The organism is Pseudomonas sp. MF6394 (genome assembly GCF_002018845.1).
GTDB lineage: Bacteria > Pseudomonadota > Gammaproteobacteria > Pseudomonadales > Pseudomonadaceae > Aquipseudomonas > Aquipseudomonas lactis.
The window spans coordinates 1-14197 of sequence record NZ_MVOJ01000013.1; the positions used below are offsets into that span (position 1 = coordinate 1).

The 14197-nt window shown below is 58.6% G+C and carries 15 protein-coding genes and 1 pseudogene; 8 read left to right on the forward strand and 8 right to left on the reverse strand.

Annotated features, from left to right (window positions below; all coding sequences use genetic code 11):
* The 5 genes from MF6394_RS34615 to MF6394_RS15055 all read left to right on the forward strand — a co-directional run.
* Positions 1-231: hypothetical protein (locus MF6394_RS34615; RefSeq protein WP_238597294.1), on the forward strand; the 231-nt coding region annotated here is incomplete at its 5' end.
* Positions 232-413: 182 nt separating this feature from the next.
* Positions 414-1301: a threonine/homoserine exporter RhtA gene (gene rhtA, locus MF6394_RS15040; protein ID WP_044267961.1), complete on the forward strand. Its 888-nt coding sequence runs from the start codon at positions 414-416 to the stop codon at positions 1299-1301.
* 163 nt (positions 1302-1464) lie between these two features.
* On the forward strand, positions 1465-1746 hold the full coding sequence (locus MF6394_RS15045) for a hypothetical protein (protein WP_003190182.1): 282 nt from the start codon (positions 1465-1467) through the stop codon (positions 1744-1746).
* Between the two features lie 98 nt (positions 1747-1844).
* On the forward strand, positions 1845-2576 hold the full coding sequence (locus tag MF6394_RS15050) for an SDR family oxidoreductase (protein ID WP_056788382.1): 732 nt from the start codon (positions 1845-1847) through the stop codon (positions 2574-2576).
* A gap of 34 nt (positions 2577-2610) precedes the next feature.
* Positions 2611-3201, forward strand: a complete 591-nt coding sequence (locus MF6394_RS15055; protein WP_069558432.1) for a 2-hydroxychromene-2-carboxylate isomerase — start codon at positions 2611-2613, stop codon at positions 3199-3201.
* Between the two features lie 38 nt (positions 3202-3239).
* Here the strand turns inward: MF6394_RS15055 and MF6394_RS15060 are convergent, their stop codons facing one another.
* The 3 genes from MF6394_RS15060 to MF6394_RS15070 all read right to left on the reverse strand — a co-directional run bounded on the left by MF6394_RS15060 (position 3240) and on the right by MF6394_RS15070 (position 6759).
* Complete coding sequence (locus MF6394_RS15060; RefSeq protein ID WP_078466972.1) at positions 3240-5048, reverse strand: aminopeptidase P family protein; 1809 nt, start codon at positions 5046-5048, stop codon at positions 3240-3242.
* Positions 5049-5097: 49 nt separating this feature from the next.
* On the reverse strand, positions 5098-6258 hold the full coding sequence (locus tag MF6394_RS15065) for a cysteine desulfurase family protein (protein ID WP_078466973.1): 1161 nt from the start codon (positions 6256-6258) through the stop codon (positions 5098-5100).
* A 231-nt stretch (positions 6259-6489) separates the two neighbouring features.
* On the reverse strand, positions 6490-6759 hold the full coding sequence (locus tag MF6394_RS15070) for a hypothetical protein (RefSeq protein ID WP_044267944.1): 270 nt from the start codon (positions 6757-6759) through the stop codon (positions 6490-6492).
* A 267-nt stretch (positions 6760-7026) separates the two neighbouring features.
* On the opposite strand from MF6394_RS15070, the pseudogene MF6394_RS15075 reads away from it, so the two are divergent.
* Positions 7027-8125, forward strand: a pseudogene (locus MF6394_RS15075) (sigma-54 interaction domain-containing protein).
* Here MF6394_RS15075 and MF6394_RS15080 read toward each other — a convergent pair.
* Entirely contained in the window at positions 8114-8479 is a 366-nt protein-coding gene (locus MF6394_RS15080) for an antibiotic biosynthesis monooxygenase (protein WP_069558430.1), read from the reverse strand. The pseudogene MF6394_RS15075 and the gene MF6394_RS15080 overlap by 12 nt on opposite strands.
* Positions 8480-8579: 100 nt before the next feature.
* Here MF6394_RS15080 and soxR point away from each other — a divergent pair, with 100 nt between their 5' ends.
* Together soxR and MF6394_RS15090 are read left to right on the forward strand one after the other, a co-directional pair.
* Positions 8580-9029 (forward strand): redox-sensitive transcriptional activator SoxR, encoded by a 450-nt coding sequence (soxR, locus tag MF6394_RS15085; RefSeq protein ID WP_069558429.1) that lies wholly within the window; start codon positions 8580-8582, stop codon positions 9027-9029.
* A gap of 84 nt (positions 9030-9113) precedes the next feature.
* On the forward strand, positions 9114-9572 hold the full coding sequence (locus MF6394_RS15090; RefSeq protein ID WP_044267934.1) for a VOC family protein: 459 nt from the start codon (positions 9114-9116) through the stop codon (positions 9570-9572).
* A gap of 106 nt (positions 9573-9678) precedes the next feature.
* Here MF6394_RS15090 and MF6394_RS15095 read toward each other — a convergent pair whose 3' ends face one another.
* The 4 genes from MF6394_RS15095 to MF6394_RS15110 are packed head-to-tail and all read right to left on the reverse strand — an operon-like array spanning position 9679 to position 14150.
* Complete coding sequence (locus MF6394_RS15095) at positions 9679-10911, reverse strand: MFS transporter (protein WP_044267932.1); 1233 nt, start codon at positions 10909-10911, stop codon at positions 9679-9681.
* Positions 10908-11624 (reverse strand): 2OG-Fe dioxygenase family protein, encoded by a 717-nt coding sequence (locus MF6394_RS15100; protein ID WP_044267930.1) that lies wholly within the window; start codon positions 11622-11624, stop codon positions 10908-10910. The genes MF6394_RS15095 and MF6394_RS15100 overlap by 4 nt, the downstream gene beginning before the upstream one ends.
* 4 nt (positions 11625-11628) lie before the next feature.
* Entirely contained in the window at positions 11629-12996 is a 1368-nt protein-coding gene (locus MF6394_RS15105) for an ATP-grasp domain-containing protein (protein WP_078466974.1), read from the reverse strand.
* Positions 12993-14150, reverse strand: coding sequence for a KamA family radical SAM protein (locus MF6394_RS15110; protein ID WP_078466975.1), 1158 nt, complete (start codon positions 14148-14150; stop codon positions 12993-12995). Before MF6394_RS15110 ends, MF6394_RS15105 begins: the two co-directional genes overlap by 4 nt.
* Positions 14151-14197: the final 47 nt, after the last annotated feature.

The following is a 14197-nucleotide window of genomic DNA, read 5'->3' on the forward strand; positions in this document are numbered from 1 at the left end:
TTATTTTCAGAAGTTTTCGAAGAATTCTTCAACAACTTCAACCACTTGCGCTTGCGATCTCTCGTAAGCGGGAGGCGAATTCTACAGCGTTACACGCTGCTGTCAACACCTCTTTTTCAACTTCCTTGTGGCTTCGATGAACTGAAGCAACTTGCTGTCGAGAACTGCGTAACACATTGTTTACAAAGGAGTTTTCCGCTTCGACTGCGCCGGAAGTGGGGCGAATTATAGGCTTCCAGAATCTGCCGTCAACCCCATTATTCGGTTTTTCTATCAAAAACCTCAAAAAACCGATGCTTCCACTATATAGATAGCTACGAGTCAGTTTTTGCGCAATATATTGCTCATTCGCTAACTGTTAAGCATCATAGCGCCACGTATTTATCGACCATGACTTCGGAAGAACTCCCGCAATGACCCCCCCTCCTCGCAGCCTGGCATCCGCATTGTTTCCGATCGGCCTGCTATTAATCGCCATGGCGTCCATCCAATCCGGTGCGTCATTGGCCAAAAGCATGTTCCCTATTGTTGGCGCACAAGGCACCACCGCTCTGCGTTTGATTTTCGCCAGTGTGATCATGCTGGTGCTATTACGCCCATGGCGCGCCACGCTGACGGCCAAGTCCCTGCGCACGGTGATCATTTACGGGATGGCGCTGGGCGGCATGAACTTCCTCTTCTATATGTCCCTTCGCACCGTACCGCTGGGGATCGCAGTAGCACTCGAATTCACAGGCCCGCTTGCCGTCGCTATCTATGCCTCGCGCCGGGCTGTCGACTTCCTGTGGATTGCCCTGGCGATCATCGGCCTACTGCTGTTGATTCCAATGGGCGAGGCCAGTAGCGGTATCGACTGGGTCGGCGCGGCTTACGCGCTGGGCGCAGGCGGATGCTGGGCCCTCTATATCTTGTTTGGCCAAAAGGCTGGGAACGACAATGGTGTTCAGACCGCCGCACTCGGCGTGATGATTGCCGCCCTGTTCGTCGCACCGATCGGCATCGTGCATGCTGGCGCCGCGCTGCTGACGCCCGCCCTGATCCCTATCGCCATCGGCGTCGCGATTCTGTCCACGGCCTTGCCGTACACGTTGGAGATGGTTGCACTCACGCGCCTTCCCGCCCGTACGTTCGGCACGTTGATGAGTATCGAACCGGCGTTCGGCGCCCTATCCGGCCTGTTCTTTCTGCATGAGCATTTATCTCTGGCCCAATGGCTGGCCATCACCTGCATTATCCTCGCGTCCGTAGGCGCTACGTTGACGATGCGCAACGAATCCAAACCGCTAGTACCCGCCGACTGATCATCTTTAAAGTCCGCTCTGGTATTTGCCGCTCATTTAGGCCATGTTTAGGCCGTAACCGAATGTCATTCATGGAGAATTTCGACACGGACAGCATGAACGCTTCGCTCGAGAGCGAGTAAAGCGGCTCTGTTCTTTTGCAGGGCGGCTATTAAGGATGGGAATGAAACGAATTTTGATACTGTTGCTGGTTGTGGGTATCGCTGGCTGTGCTGCAACCACAAAAACAGAAGTGAAACGGGGTAAGAAAGGGCTGCATATCAACTGTTCGGGCCTGTCCTCCTCCTGGGACCAGTGCTACACCAGTGCTGCCAACTCATGCGGCGCCAAGGGCTACCGGGTGATCGCCAAATCCGGCGATAACTCCGAGGAGCCTGGGGACTATCCCTTCGGTCTCAACCCTGCCGGCTATACCAGCCGCAGCATGATCGTCATCTGCAAATAGTTGCCCGAGCAGTCTGTCCTGACTGCTCATCTTAAATCCCGGCCATTTGCGGCATGAAGGCTAAACTCCTGCTCGACCATCGAGCCAATGGAGTTCCCATGCCGCACAACAAGAAAATCGTATTAGTCGTGGGTGCCGGTGACGCAACCGGCGGCGCCATAGCCAAACGCTTTGCCCGCGAAGGTTACATCGCCTGCGTCACCCGTCGCAGCGCCGACAAACTGCAGCCCCTGGTAGACAGCATTCAATCAGCCGGCGGTGAAGCCCATGGCTTTGCCTGTGATGCGCGTAAAGAAGAAGACGTGATCGCACTGGTCGAGCAAATCGAAACCGAGCTGGGGCCTATTGAAGCGTTCGTCTTCAACATCGGCGCCAATGTACCTTGCAGCATTCTGGAAGAAACCGCGCGCAAGTACTTCAAGATCTGGGAGATGGCGTGCTTTTCTGGCTTCTTGAACGCACGGGAAGTCGCCAAGCGCATGGTCACGCGTAACCGCGGCACTATCCTGTTCACCGGCGCCACCGCCGGCTTACGTGGAAGCGCCGGGTTTGCCGCCTTCGCCGGCGCCAAACACGGAATACGCGCCTTGGCACAAAGCATGGCGCGGGAGCTGGGCCCGATGAACATCCATGTCGCCCATGTGGTGGTCGACGGTGCCATCGATACCGACTTCATTCGCGAGAATTTCCCGCAAAAATACGCCCTCAAGGATCAGGACGCCCTCCTCAACCCGGACCATATTGCCGACAACTACTGGTTCCTGCACAACCAGCCACGGGACGCCTGGACGTTCGAACTGGACCTGCGCCCCTGGAACGAAACCTGGTGACTCCCTCTATAACAGTAAGCAGTGAGTACAGACCATGAGTAAAACCCTGGAGTTCTTCTTTGATCTCGGCAGCCCCGCCACTTACCTGGCCTATACCCAGTTGCCAGCGCTGTGCGCCCAAACCGGCGCACAGGTGGTGTATCAACCGATGCTATTGGGCGGTGTTTTCAAGGCCACGGGCAATGCCTCACCGATCACGGTGCCTGCCAAGGGGCGATACATGCTCGATGACCTGACGCGTTACGCCAAACGCTACAACGTGCCGCTCAGGTTCAACCCGCACTTCCCCATCAATACCTTGTTGCTGATGCGCGCTGTCACCGGCATTCAAATCCACCAGCCTGAGCGCTTCCTCGACTTCATCGACTGCCTGTTCCAAGCACTCTGGGTGGAAGGCCATCACCTGGGCGACCCAAAGGTCGTGGCCAATGTGCTCACCGCAAAGGGGTTCGATCCCGAGCAGGTACTGGCCCTGTCCAATGATGCAGCCGTCAAGGACGCCCTCAAGGACAAAACCGAACAAGCCATTAAGCGCGGCGTGTTCGGCGCTCCCAGTTTCTTTGTAGGAAACCAGCTGTTCTTCGGCCAGGACCGTCTGGACTTTGTGCGTGAAGCCCTCAGCTAGATGTCGATTGCAGCCGGCAATGCCCCGGCTGCAACCGATCAAATCGCCGCAGTGCGCACCTGCAACCATTCAAGCGCTGCACCATCGAGCAGCGGGCTCAAACGCTCACGCACCTGGGCGTGATACGCGTTGAACCATTCACGCTCATCCGCCGTCAGCAACGACGGCTCCAGGCACCGGGTATCAATCGGGCACAGGGTCAGGGTTTCGAACTTGAGGAATTCGCCAAACTCGGTCTTGCCCGCTTCACGGTTCAACACCAGGTTCTCAATGCGCACGCCCCAACGGCCAGGGCGATAAGTACCCGGCTCAATTGACGTAATCATCCCTGGCTGCATCGCCGTTTGTGGCGCCGCAGCGGCTTGATAGGCAATCACCTGCGGGCCCTCATGCACGTTGAGGAAATAACCTACGCCGTGGCCTGTACCGTGACCGTAGTCCACGCCTTCTGCCCAGATCGGTGCCCGGGCAATGGCATCCAGCAACGGTGAAAGAATGCCTTTGGGGAACTGCGCACGGGACAGGGCAATCACGCCCTTGAGTACCCGCGTGCAATCGCGCTTCTGTTCTTCACTCGGTGTACCGATGGGCACCATCCGCGTGATGTCCGTGGTTCCGCCCAGGTACTGGCCGCCCGAGTCGATCAACAACAAGCCATCACCTTCGATCAGCGCATGCTCTTCTTCGGTGGCGTGGTAATGCGGCATCGCGCCGTTGGCATTGAAGGCGGCAATGGTGTTGAAGCTCAGCGATACATAGCCTGGGCGGCGGGTACGCGCAGCGGTCAGGTGTTCGTCAATCGTCAGTTCGGTAATGCGCTCGCGGCCCAGGGCACTGTCGAGCCAGGCAAAGAATTCGCACAGCGCCGCACCATCCTGTTCCATGGCTTGGCGGATATGTTCCGCGTCTGCCAGGCTCTTGCGGGATTTGGCCAGTGTGGTGGGGTTGAGGCTTTCAACCAGCTTGACGCTCGCGTCGAGGTTTTCCAGCAAGCCGGCAGTGACGCGGGCGGGGTCTACTTGCAAGCTTGCGCCCGCCGGTACCGCTCGCAGCGCTTGCGCCACCTCGCTGTAATCACGCAGGGTCACGCCATCCTGCTCAAGCACCGCCCGCAGTTGCGCATCGACCTTGCCCAACGCCACAAACAAAGTCGCCTGCTGTTGATTGATCAAGGCAAAGGACACAAACACCGGATTGAACGACACATCAGCTCCGCGCAGGTTGAATAGCCAGGCGATGTCATCCAGCGTCGCGATGAAATGCCAGTCGGCGCCCTTGTCTTTCAAACTGGCGCGCAAAGCGGCCAGTTTCTCGCCACGACTGACCGTGGCCTGGGGCGGCAGATGCTGATAGATCGGCTGGTTCGGCAATGCCGGGCGGTCTTGCCAGACTTCATTGAGTACATCGATATCGGTACGCAGACGCGCGCCACGCTCGGCCAACTTGCCACCCAGGGTACGTGCCGAGGCCACGGCCATGACCGCACCGTCCACCGCCACTACGCCACCCTCAGGGGTTTGCTCGGCCAGCCACTCCAGCGGCCCAGGCTGACCCGGTTGCAGCTTCACCAGCTCGATACCGCTGCCCTTGAGTTCCTTGGTCGCCTGTTCCCAGTAACGGCTGTCCGCCCAGACCCCGGAAAACTCCGCCGTGACGATCAGGGTGCCCACCGAACCATGAAACCCGGACAACCACTGACGCCCTTGCCAGTAACCCGGCAAATATTCGGACAGGTGCGGGTCCGCCGATGGCACCAGCAGGGCATGAATGCCTTCGCGGCGCATCAGTTCACGGGTGTGCGCCAGGCGCTGGGGAACCGTTCCATGGGTCAAAGGCTGCGTACTCATTGTGTCTCCTGCTAACCACTAATAATTGTTATGTGTTGCGAATGATAAATCAGACCGCCCAGAATGCCGGCGCGCTCGTCAACGCGGCCTTGATCAACTGCGCGGCCTGGTCGATATCCTGTTCGGTGGTGAACCGGCCCAGGCTCAAGCGAATAGTGCGAGCGGCACTGCGGGCGTCATGCCCCAAGGCCAGGAGCACATGGGACGGCGCATTGCTGGCCGAATTGCACGCTGAAGTCGCGGAAAAGGCAATGCCTGCACTCAATGCGGCGGAGTTGAACTCGCCTTCGCTGAAGGTAAGGCTCAGCGTGTGCGCAATACGCTGGGTCGGGCTGCCATTAATACGCAAGCCGGCTACCGACGCCAGTTGATCCAGCAGGCGCTGGCGAAGTGCGACGATCGTGGCCTGCTCATCCGCGAAAGACGCTGCCGCCAAGGCAAACGCCGTGCCCATGCCGGCAATCTGATGGGTCGCCAGGGTGCCGGAGCGCAAACCGCCTTCGTGGCCACCCCCATGAATCTGCGCCAATACCTTCTGCTGCGCCCGCGGCCCAACATATAACGCGCCGATGCCCTTGGGTCCATACAGCTTGTGAGCAGAGAACGACATCAGGTCCACCGGCCACTGGGCCAGGTCGATAGCCACCTTGCCCGCCCCTTGCGCCGCGTCCACATGGAACAACGCGCCCTGCTCACGCACCCGCGCGCCAATGGCCGGGATATCGTTGAGGGTTCCCAGTTCGTTGTTGACCAGCATCAGCGAGACCAGAAAGGTGTCCTCGCGCAAGGCTTCGCTGACCGCCTCGACGCTGATCAAGCCGTCTGCATCCGGTACCAGGTAAGTCACTGCCACACCGGCTTCCTGCAATTGCCTCGCGGTGTCCAGCGTGGCCTTGTGTTCGATCTGGCTGGTGATGATATGCCCACCCGCCACACCACGGGCCTGGGCCACGCCCTTGAGCGCAAGGTTGTTGGATTCTGTGGCACCGGAGGTCCAGACGATCTGCTCGGCCTCGGCCCCCACCAACTCAGCCACTTGACGACGCGCCTGCTCAACCTTCTGCCGGGCCGCTTGGCCGAATGCATGGGAACTGGACGCAGGGTTGCCGAAATGGGCGTTGAAACCCAGACACTCGACCATCACCTGGATAACTCGCTCATCCACCGGCGTGGTGGCGGCGTAGTCGAAATACAACGGACGTTTATTCATGAGGTTAAAACTCGCAGAGCGTATTCCCAAGAGCAGCGTCTCGGGGGCATCGACCAGAACAGAGGTCGTCAGGTTTAACCGATCGAATGCCATTAAAGAAGGTAACTTTATTTAAATGTGCGTAGGAACGCTCCTGGAATTGAGCTTAACAGGCTGAAGTAGCCCCATGGCAAACAAAAAGCCCGAGGTTCCTTGTGGAAAGCCTCGGGCTTTTTGCTGCAAGAAGCGCGCTCAACTGGGGCGGCCATGCAGGACCACGCTGCGCTCGGCGTTCATTTCGCCCTGGCGATCAAAACCGAAAGGCTTTTGTGGCTGGGCAAGCAACGCGGCGCGCTGGCGTTGATAGTCGTCAAACGACAAGCCGCGACGGCCCAGGGCCTCCAGGGCCAACTGCTTGGTTTCCTCGGCCGTATAGGGACGCAACTCCGGGGAAGGCTGGGTCGCACAACCCGCAAGGACAGAGGTGACAAGTAAAAAGGAAACAGCGAGGAAACGGTTCATGGCGTTGGCCCTGCGAAGGTGGTTTCGAGTCAATGAACACAGGCTACTCCCGGCCTCTCTCGCTGAAAAATCATCGTCCGTGATAGTCGCTATCACGCGTATTGGCGCCTAAGGCGGGAACACCTCCATATTCATTTAAGTGCTATAAATATAGAAACACCTTCATTTACGAATTAAGACGCTACCTCTATAAAGACTTTGCGTGCAGCCCGCTGCCCATCAGGCAACAGCCCTTCAACAAAGCCCGAACTCCCATGAGAGGTCACCATGCAGCTGTTCACCCTGCCGCCCTCGCCTGCCCTAGCCACCTCGATCCGCGCCACAGCCCAGGTTTTCGAAGACCCAAAGTCCCAGGCCCTGCTCGACCATATCCAGCAAGTGGCCCCCAGCGAAGCCAGCGTGCTGATCATTGGCGAAACCGGCACCGGCAAAGAACTTGTTGCGCGGCATATCCACCACCTTAGTGCGCGGCGAAACCGGCCCTTCGTGGCGGTGAACTGCGGGGCCTTTTCGCAATCCCTGGTGGAAGCCGAGTTGTTCGGCCATGAGAAAGGCGCCTTTACCGGTGCCCTCAGCGCCAAGGCCGGCTGGTTCGAAGAGGCTCACGGCGGCACCTTGTTTCTAGATGAGATCGGCGATTTGCCAATGGCCATCCAGGTCAAGCTGCTGCGGGTGCTACAGGAGCGCGAAGTGGTGCGCCTGGGTTCGCGCAAGAGCATTGCTATCAATGTGCGAGTGCTGGCCGCCACCAATGTACAACTGGAGAAAGCCATCAACGCCGGGCATTTCCGTGAAGACCTCTACTACCGTCTCAATGTAGTCAGCCTGGCATTGCGCCCGCCGCGCGAACGTACCGGCGATATCCTGCCGCTGACCCGGCACTTCATCCAAACCTACAGCCAGCGCCTGGGCTACGGCCCGATCAGCGTGAGCCACGAGGCCGAGCACAAGCTAAAGCGCTACAGCTGGCCGGGCAATATCCGTGAGCTGGAAAACGTGATTCATCACACCCTGCTGATCTGCCGAAATGCCGTGATCGAACCCGACGACCTGCGCCTGTCGAGCCTGCGCATCGAACGCCAGAACGACAGCGACACCGATCCCAGTGCAGAAGCCCTGCTGGCGCGGGCGTTTTCAAAAGCTCTTCGAGGAACAGGCCGGCGCCCTGCATGAAAAGGTCGAGGACGCTTTATTGCGCGCTGCCTATCGCTTCAGCCACTCCAACCAGGTGCACACCGCCAATCTGCTGGGCCTGAGCCGCAACGTCGCACGCGCTCGCCTGATCAAGATCGGCGAACTGGCGGTAAACAAGCGCAGCCCTGGGGGAAATAGGCAGGGCGAACGGATGCTGCATCTATCCATTTAGCCGGCAGTGCAGGGCATCGTCCTGACTGCGCTCAAAACTGCGCAGTACCTGGAATGTGCCAAAGGTCACGGCCGTGGCCCGGTGAGCACGGATCAGCGTCCAGAAATCTTCGCCGCCTTGCTCAAAACATTTGAAGGCAGCTTCACCCTCCTCGCGCGATTGCCATTGCAAATAATTGAGCACCCGCCGCCCGTCATCGCTGACCTGTACGCTGGCACCCAAGAAGCCGTCATGGCGCACGGCCAGACGCTCGCTCTGGGTGGTCAAGGCGGCCACCAGGGCGGATTGCTGACGGGGTTCGATGTGAAATTCGATCAGTTGAGTGAAGCTGCGATTCTTCTCTGACACCTGCATGAAAACTCCCCTCTCTCTGTAGGCAGAATCTTGCGATTCGATGCGACGCAGGGTAAAACCTCTAGTTAAGTCGAGGTCAAGCACTGTTTGGGAGAGGTTTATGCTCACTAAGGAACTCAGCGTCGGTCAGCTCGCTGCCCGCAGCGGCGTGGCGGTGACCGCCCTGCACTTCTACGAGGCGAAAGGGTTGATCAAGAGCAATCGCAATGCCGGTAACCAGCGGCGTTACCCACGGGATGTGCTGCGCCGGGTGGTGCTGATCAAGATCGCCCAGCGCTTGGGTATTCCGCTGGCCTCCATTGGCGAGGCATTGCAGGCGTTGCCCGATGGGCGCACACCCAATGCTCAAGACTGGGAGCGCCTGTCGGCGTTGTGGCGTGAAGACCTGGATGAGCGCATCAACAAGCTGATGCTGCTGCGCGACAAGCTTAATGGTTGCATCGGGTGCGGGTGCCTGTCGATGGAAGCGTGCCCGTTGCGCAATCAGGACGATAAGCTCGCCGAACATGGGCCAGGCGCCCAGTTGCTGGAGCCCACCACACAGCCTTGATAAAAGCACCTCGTCGGTTGCCCGCAAGCCACGCATTACCTGGCCTATAGTGAAATGCTCGTACCTCGACTCAAGGAGAACGTTATGAGCGTTAAAGCTATTCCCGAGGGTTATCACGGCATTACCCCCTATCTGGGCATCAACGAGGCCGCAAAGGCGATCGAGTTCTACAAGAAGGCCTTTGGCGCCTCAGTGTTCATGCGCCTGGACATGCCTGACGGCCGGGTCGGCCATGCGGAGCTGCGCATTGGCGAAGCGGTGATCATGCTGGGCACGCCCTGCGACGAAACGGCCCTGCGCAATCCGGACGCACATCCCAGTGTCGGCCTGCACCTGTATGTGAATGACGTGGACAAACAATTCAAACAGGCGGTTGATGCCGGCGCCAGCGTGGTGTCCAAGCCGCAGGATCAGTTCTATGGAGATCGCTCGGCGAGTGTGAAGGATCCGTTCGGGCACCTGTGGTTCCTGGCCACCCATAAAGAGGACCTGACCGAGGAGCAAATCCGCCAGCGTGCCATGGAGATGTTCAAGCAAAATTAACCCTGTGGGCGTGAGCTTGCTCGCGCCTGCAACACGCCACACCTTGCCCCAGGTTCCAACCGGCCTGCTCCGGCAAATTAAAGGCCTCTGTGGCGTTTGGAACACGTCAAGGGTTCGTCGATCTGACACCCCGGTAGGCATTGCGCCCCAGCCATATCGTCATGACCAACAAGGCGGTCAATGGCAGCCCATGGAACAAAACGATCACCTGGGCCGGCGTCCACGTCACATAGAACGGCCCGACCACCAGCATGCCCACGCCAAAACCGGCCATCTGGATCAGGGTCAAGAGGCTGAACAGCGGCAAGCGCAAGCTATCGGGCTCGCTTTGCGCACGGGAGATCAGCGCCACCTCGGACAACCCATCGCCCAGCCCCGCCCACACCACCAGCAACAGCGCCAGCCACAGTTCGGTCTGCTGGAATGTCAGGATAAAGCCGCTGGACATCAACGCCACACCGAGCATGAACAAGCGCTCCATGCCTTGGGTGCCACGACCTTTCAACACTGCACTGGCGATGCGCGCGCCAACAAACTTGCCACAGGCCCATACGGCCAGCAGATAGCCCATGACCGTCTTGGCCGTGTCCGGTGAAATGTACTGCGACAGCACTGGCCAGCCAACGTTATGGGCCGCACTGCCGAGGGTGTCGAGCATACTGATCAGCAACATCGCAGCCAGCACCGGCGCACCGCGCAACCCCGTAGTCAGCTCGTGCCATTCGGCGCCGAGCCCGCGATGGACGGCAACAGCAACGCTATATAACGCGCGCAAGGGCAAGACCAGGCAAGCGGCAATCATATAGGTGCCGATGTTGACGGCAAACACCGCTTCAAATCCGCCCGTGGCGATCAACAAGCCGGAGAGCAAACTGCCGAAGACCGCGCCGGTGGCGGCCGCCGAGGTGATCCATGCGTTGGTATTCACCCGCTGTTCAAGCGCGACCCAGGTGGGCAACTGACTGTTGAGGCCAATGGCAAACAGCGAATTGCACAGGCCGATGCCGAAGGCGATAAAGGGAAGAAGGGTGAGTTGATGGGCCGGTAACAACACCAACAGGGGCGTCAGCAACAGCGCCCGGGCCAGGTCCAACCCCGCCAACGTCCCACGCCCGGCAAACCGCCGGAAAAACGGGATGCCAAACAGGCTCGCGACAATCCCGCCGGTGACCCGGCACGCCAGGAAGATGCTGACAAACACTACGCTCTGGCTGAGCCAGTACACATAAGTGGACAACGCCACCATGTTGAGGAACGCGCCAAAATCCGACACACCGCGGGCGAAGATGATCAGGCGAGCGTTGCGGGTCGACAGATTCAGTTGTTGATCGTGGCTCATGCAGACTGTGCCTCCTCGACACGGCGCAGGCTTACCAAGAGCACATCGCGCCAGGCCGGTGCCGTCTCCACCCGCGGTCGCACCTCCCCGGCCCGATGGTAGAAGCCACGGTCGTTGATCACGATAGTCTCCAGAAATTTCTCCATCGGCAGTTTCAGCAGCCGGCTGTGCTCCGTTTCGTCGGCAAACACCTCCGACAGCACCGGCACCGTGTTGCATTCGCCAATAAAGTGCATAAACACCCAATCCAGGCCGTCCTGGTGAATCCCCGATGTGGTCGGGCTGCTCGATGACACATCCGCCCGCACCCGGAACTGATGAATATCGATCGTATAGGTCTGTTCGCCCAGGTGCGGGGCAATCACCGCAAGGTCCGTCGCCAGCAGCTTGTGCATGAGTGGGTGCTCGATAAAGCCTTCCTCGCTATAGCTCAGGTGGTTCACGCCCTGGCGATAGTTCACCGCGTAGGTGACCGGCGATTTGAACGCCGTATTCCTGTCGATCTGCAATTGCCGTGACGGTAACAGACGATAGCGCAAGATGCGCCGTTCGCGGTGGGTATAAGTCCTGAACGCCTCGTCGCGCACCAGGTTGTCCCAATACGCGCGAAAGCTTTGCTCCTCACCGGGTTCAACGTTGACCAGTTCGCGAAAGTCCGGGCGATGACAGAAGTGATGTTCGCGCAAAAGCGCCGAAATCTGAGGGATGTCCATATCGCTATCCTGCAACCGGTGGATCGATGAGGATGCGCAGGTGTTGCTGCAACGCATCGTGCAAGGCATGGGCGTCGGCGGCATTGCCAACCTGGGCCCAGCATTTGAGCAAATAATGCTCCTCGATATCCGCGTCAATGTAGTGGCCGGGATCCTGCGGGGCATATTCCAGCACCGAGCGGTGTTGATCCAGGAACTGCAGGCCGTCAATGCCCCTGAAAACGCCACTGTGCTGCGGATAAATCGCCAGCATCGCGTAGTGTTGCCCCGCATCGGCAACCTTATGTGCGCCGGCCTCCACCTGTGCATTGATGCCCTTCTCGCCCAACAACAATCCCATGTACAACTGATAAGGATCGATACCGGCCAAGTCGCGGAACGCCGAGTTCACATACAGTCCGCCCAGGCGCGGGTTGATCTCGATGACCACCGGCCCTGCGTCCGTCATGCGAAACTCGAAATGCACCACGGCATTGGTCAGGCCCACCGCGTGCAGGCAGTCCACCGCGTACTGGCGGATCTGCTCGCACTGGGCCTGGTTGAACGACGTCGGCGGGGAAATCAGCAGGTTCTCAAGGACCGTGCCGCTGCGCTCGGTCAGCAGCAGTTTTTCATTGATCAGCAGCGGATGGACGCGCTCGCCGGCAATCACACATTCCACACTGCCTTCGATGCCAGGAATATAACCCTCCAGCAGAATGCTGCGCCCTGGCAGGTATTCACGCTGCAGCCCATCCTCAAGCGGCAGGGCGTGCGCACAGCCGTAGAAGTCCGCATACGCGGCGGCGCCATGATCACTCACGAAATGCCGATAGTGGCTGCGTAGTTCCTCCCAGTTCGAGCATTTTTTGATAAACGCCGAAGCCCCGCCAAAGGGCGGTTTGGCGATCATTGGATAACCCACGCGCTCGGCGCCTTGCTGGAGTTCCTGTTCGTTGCTGCACAGCGCGAACGGTACCGAACGCAACTCATGCTGTTTCAACACGCGGCGCATCAAGAACTTGTTATTGCACGCGGCAATCGCCTCTGGGTGGCTGTAGACCAAGCCCAACCGCTGACACGCCCGCGCAACGATACAGCCCACCTCCCCTTGTGCGGACGGGTGCCCGGCCTGGCAGAAAATCCCCCGCACCTGATAACGCCCGTCCAACTGTCCGACCAACTCCAGGATGGAATGCTCACTGAGCGTTTCGAGCAGGAACACCTCAGCACTGTCGTCCTTGAGTCGTTGCAGGTGCTTGTGCCCGGCCACGGCGGCCGTCAAACACGCCAAGCCGTGGGCGCGGGCCACCGTGAAATGCGGCTCCCGGTAGCGGTAACGAGCGCAAGCGCTGTCATCTACATCAATAAACAGAATCGCATCCTGTTTCATACCGCATCCTGCCAGCTGCACCATTGGCCCTCCCAGTTGCGAAAACGGTAAGTCCGCTGCCCATCGCGGACTTCAAAATGCGGTAAGTCTTCAGGTTTTTCAAAGTCCAACAACGGCACGGTGAACTTGCCTTGCGCATGAGGTAGTACATATTCGGGCAGGGCAATATTCGATACGCGGCGTTTGAGCCGATCCATGATGGCGATGGCTTGGCTGATCGACGCCTTATACTCTGAAGCACCGGGTGAAAACGGCATAAAGTGATATAAGTAATATGGCTTTACGCCCAGACGATAAAGATTGATGAATAGTTTATGCAACGTCGCTTCATCATCATTCACGCCACGCAACAGCGGCATGTTAGAAAATACAATCGGTACCACGCCCTGAATCCGTTTAACCGCGACGGCAAAATCAGCACTGAGCTCAAGCGGGTGGCAGACATGCACACCAAACGCATTGACCTGGTACTTCTCCAGCATCGCCACCAACTCATCAGTCACGCGAAACGGGTTGAAACTCAAGGCCCGCGAATGAATGCGTATCAGCAGATCATCACGAATGCCGCGCAATGCGGCCAGCATCTCCTCAAGCTTGCGGTCGGCCAACATCAGTGGGTCACCGCCGCTGAGAATCACCTCTTCAATCGCCGGGTTCCCGCGGATGTATTCCACCGAATCCTTGAACGAGTCGGTGTTGGCGTTAGCTTTATCGGTGCCCACCTGCAGCGTGCGCAGCGCCTCGAAACAAAACTGGCAATAGGCATTGCAGGTGTTGGTGGTGCGCAGGATCACGCGGTTGTCGTACTTGTGCTGGCAGATGGGCGTCTTCATCTCATGATTGAGTTCCCAGTTTTCGGAACTGCCGTCGTAGTCGCCCTGCACCTGTTCGCTCCAATACGGTACTACCTGGCGCCACAGGGGGTGGTCCATCACCTCTGCGGTGGTGAGTGAACGCTTGATCAAATCAATATAGTAAGGCGTGATCTGCATCTTGCGATCTTGCAAGTTGTGCTCGATATGCGCCGTTGTGGCCTCGCCCCATCCACCGCAGGCATTGCGCAGTGCAGGTTCATCGCGGATGGCATTCTTCTGCTGCCAACGCCAGTCTTGCCATTGGACTGAACGATGCATGGCTTGATCAAAAATCGACATGAGTTTGAACTCTCTGTTAAGGCATAGGGACGCGTACTTTTCCAGCG

Coding starts and splice junctions, on each gene's coding strand:
- rhtA (WP_044267961.1), top strand. CDS start 414: ATGACCCCCCCTCCTCGCAGCCTGGCATCCGCATTGTTTCCGATCGGC.
- MF6394_RS15045 (WP_003190182.1), top strand. CDS start 1,465: ATGAAACGAATTTTGATACTGTTGCTGGTTGTGGGTATCGCTGGCTGT.
- MF6394_RS15050 (WP_056788382.1), top strand. CDS start 1,845: ATGCCGCACAACAAGAAAATCGTATTAGTCGTGGGTGCCGGTGACGCA.
- MF6394_RS15055 (WP_069558432.1), top strand. CDS start 2,611: ATGAGTAAAACCCTGGAGTTCTTCTTTGATCTCGGCAGCCCCGCCACT.
- MF6394_RS15060 (WP_078466972.1), bottom strand. CDS start 5,048: ATGAGTACGCAGCCTTTGACCCATGGAACGGTTCCCCAGCGCCTGGCG.
- MF6394_RS15065 (WP_078466973.1), bottom strand. CDS start 6,258: ATGAATAAACGTCCGTTGTATTTCGACTACGCCGCCACCACGCCGGTG.
- MF6394_RS15070 (WP_044267944.1), bottom strand. CDS start 6,759: ATGAACCGTTTCCTCGCTGTTTCCTTTTTACTTGTCACCTCTGTCCTT.
- MF6394_RS15080 (WP_069558430.1), bottom strand. CDS start 8,479: ATGCAGGTGTCAGAGAAGAATCGCAGCTTCACTCAACTGATCGAATTT.
- soxR (WP_069558429.1), top strand. CDS start 8,580: ATGCTCACTAAGGAACTCAGCGTCGGTCAGCTCGCTGCCCGCAGCGGC.
- MF6394_RS15090 (WP_044267934.1), top strand. CDS start 9,114: ATGAGCGTTAAAGCTATTCCCGAGGGTTATCACGGCATTACCCCCTAT.
- MF6394_RS15095 (WP_044267932.1), bottom strand. CDS start 10,911: ATGAGCCACGATCAACAACTGAATCTGTCGACCCGCAACGCTCGCCTG.
- MF6394_RS15100 (WP_044267930.1), bottom strand. CDS start 11,624: ATGGACATCCCTCAGATTTCGGCGCTTTTGCGCGAACATCACTTCTGT.
- MF6394_RS15105 (WP_078466974.1), bottom strand. CDS start 12,996: ATGAAACAGGATGCGATTCTGTTTATTGATGTAGATGACAGCGCTTGC.
- MF6394_RS15110 (WP_078466975.1), bottom strand. CDS start 14,150: ATGTCGATTTTTGATCAAGCCATGCATCGTTCAGTCCAATGGCAAGAC.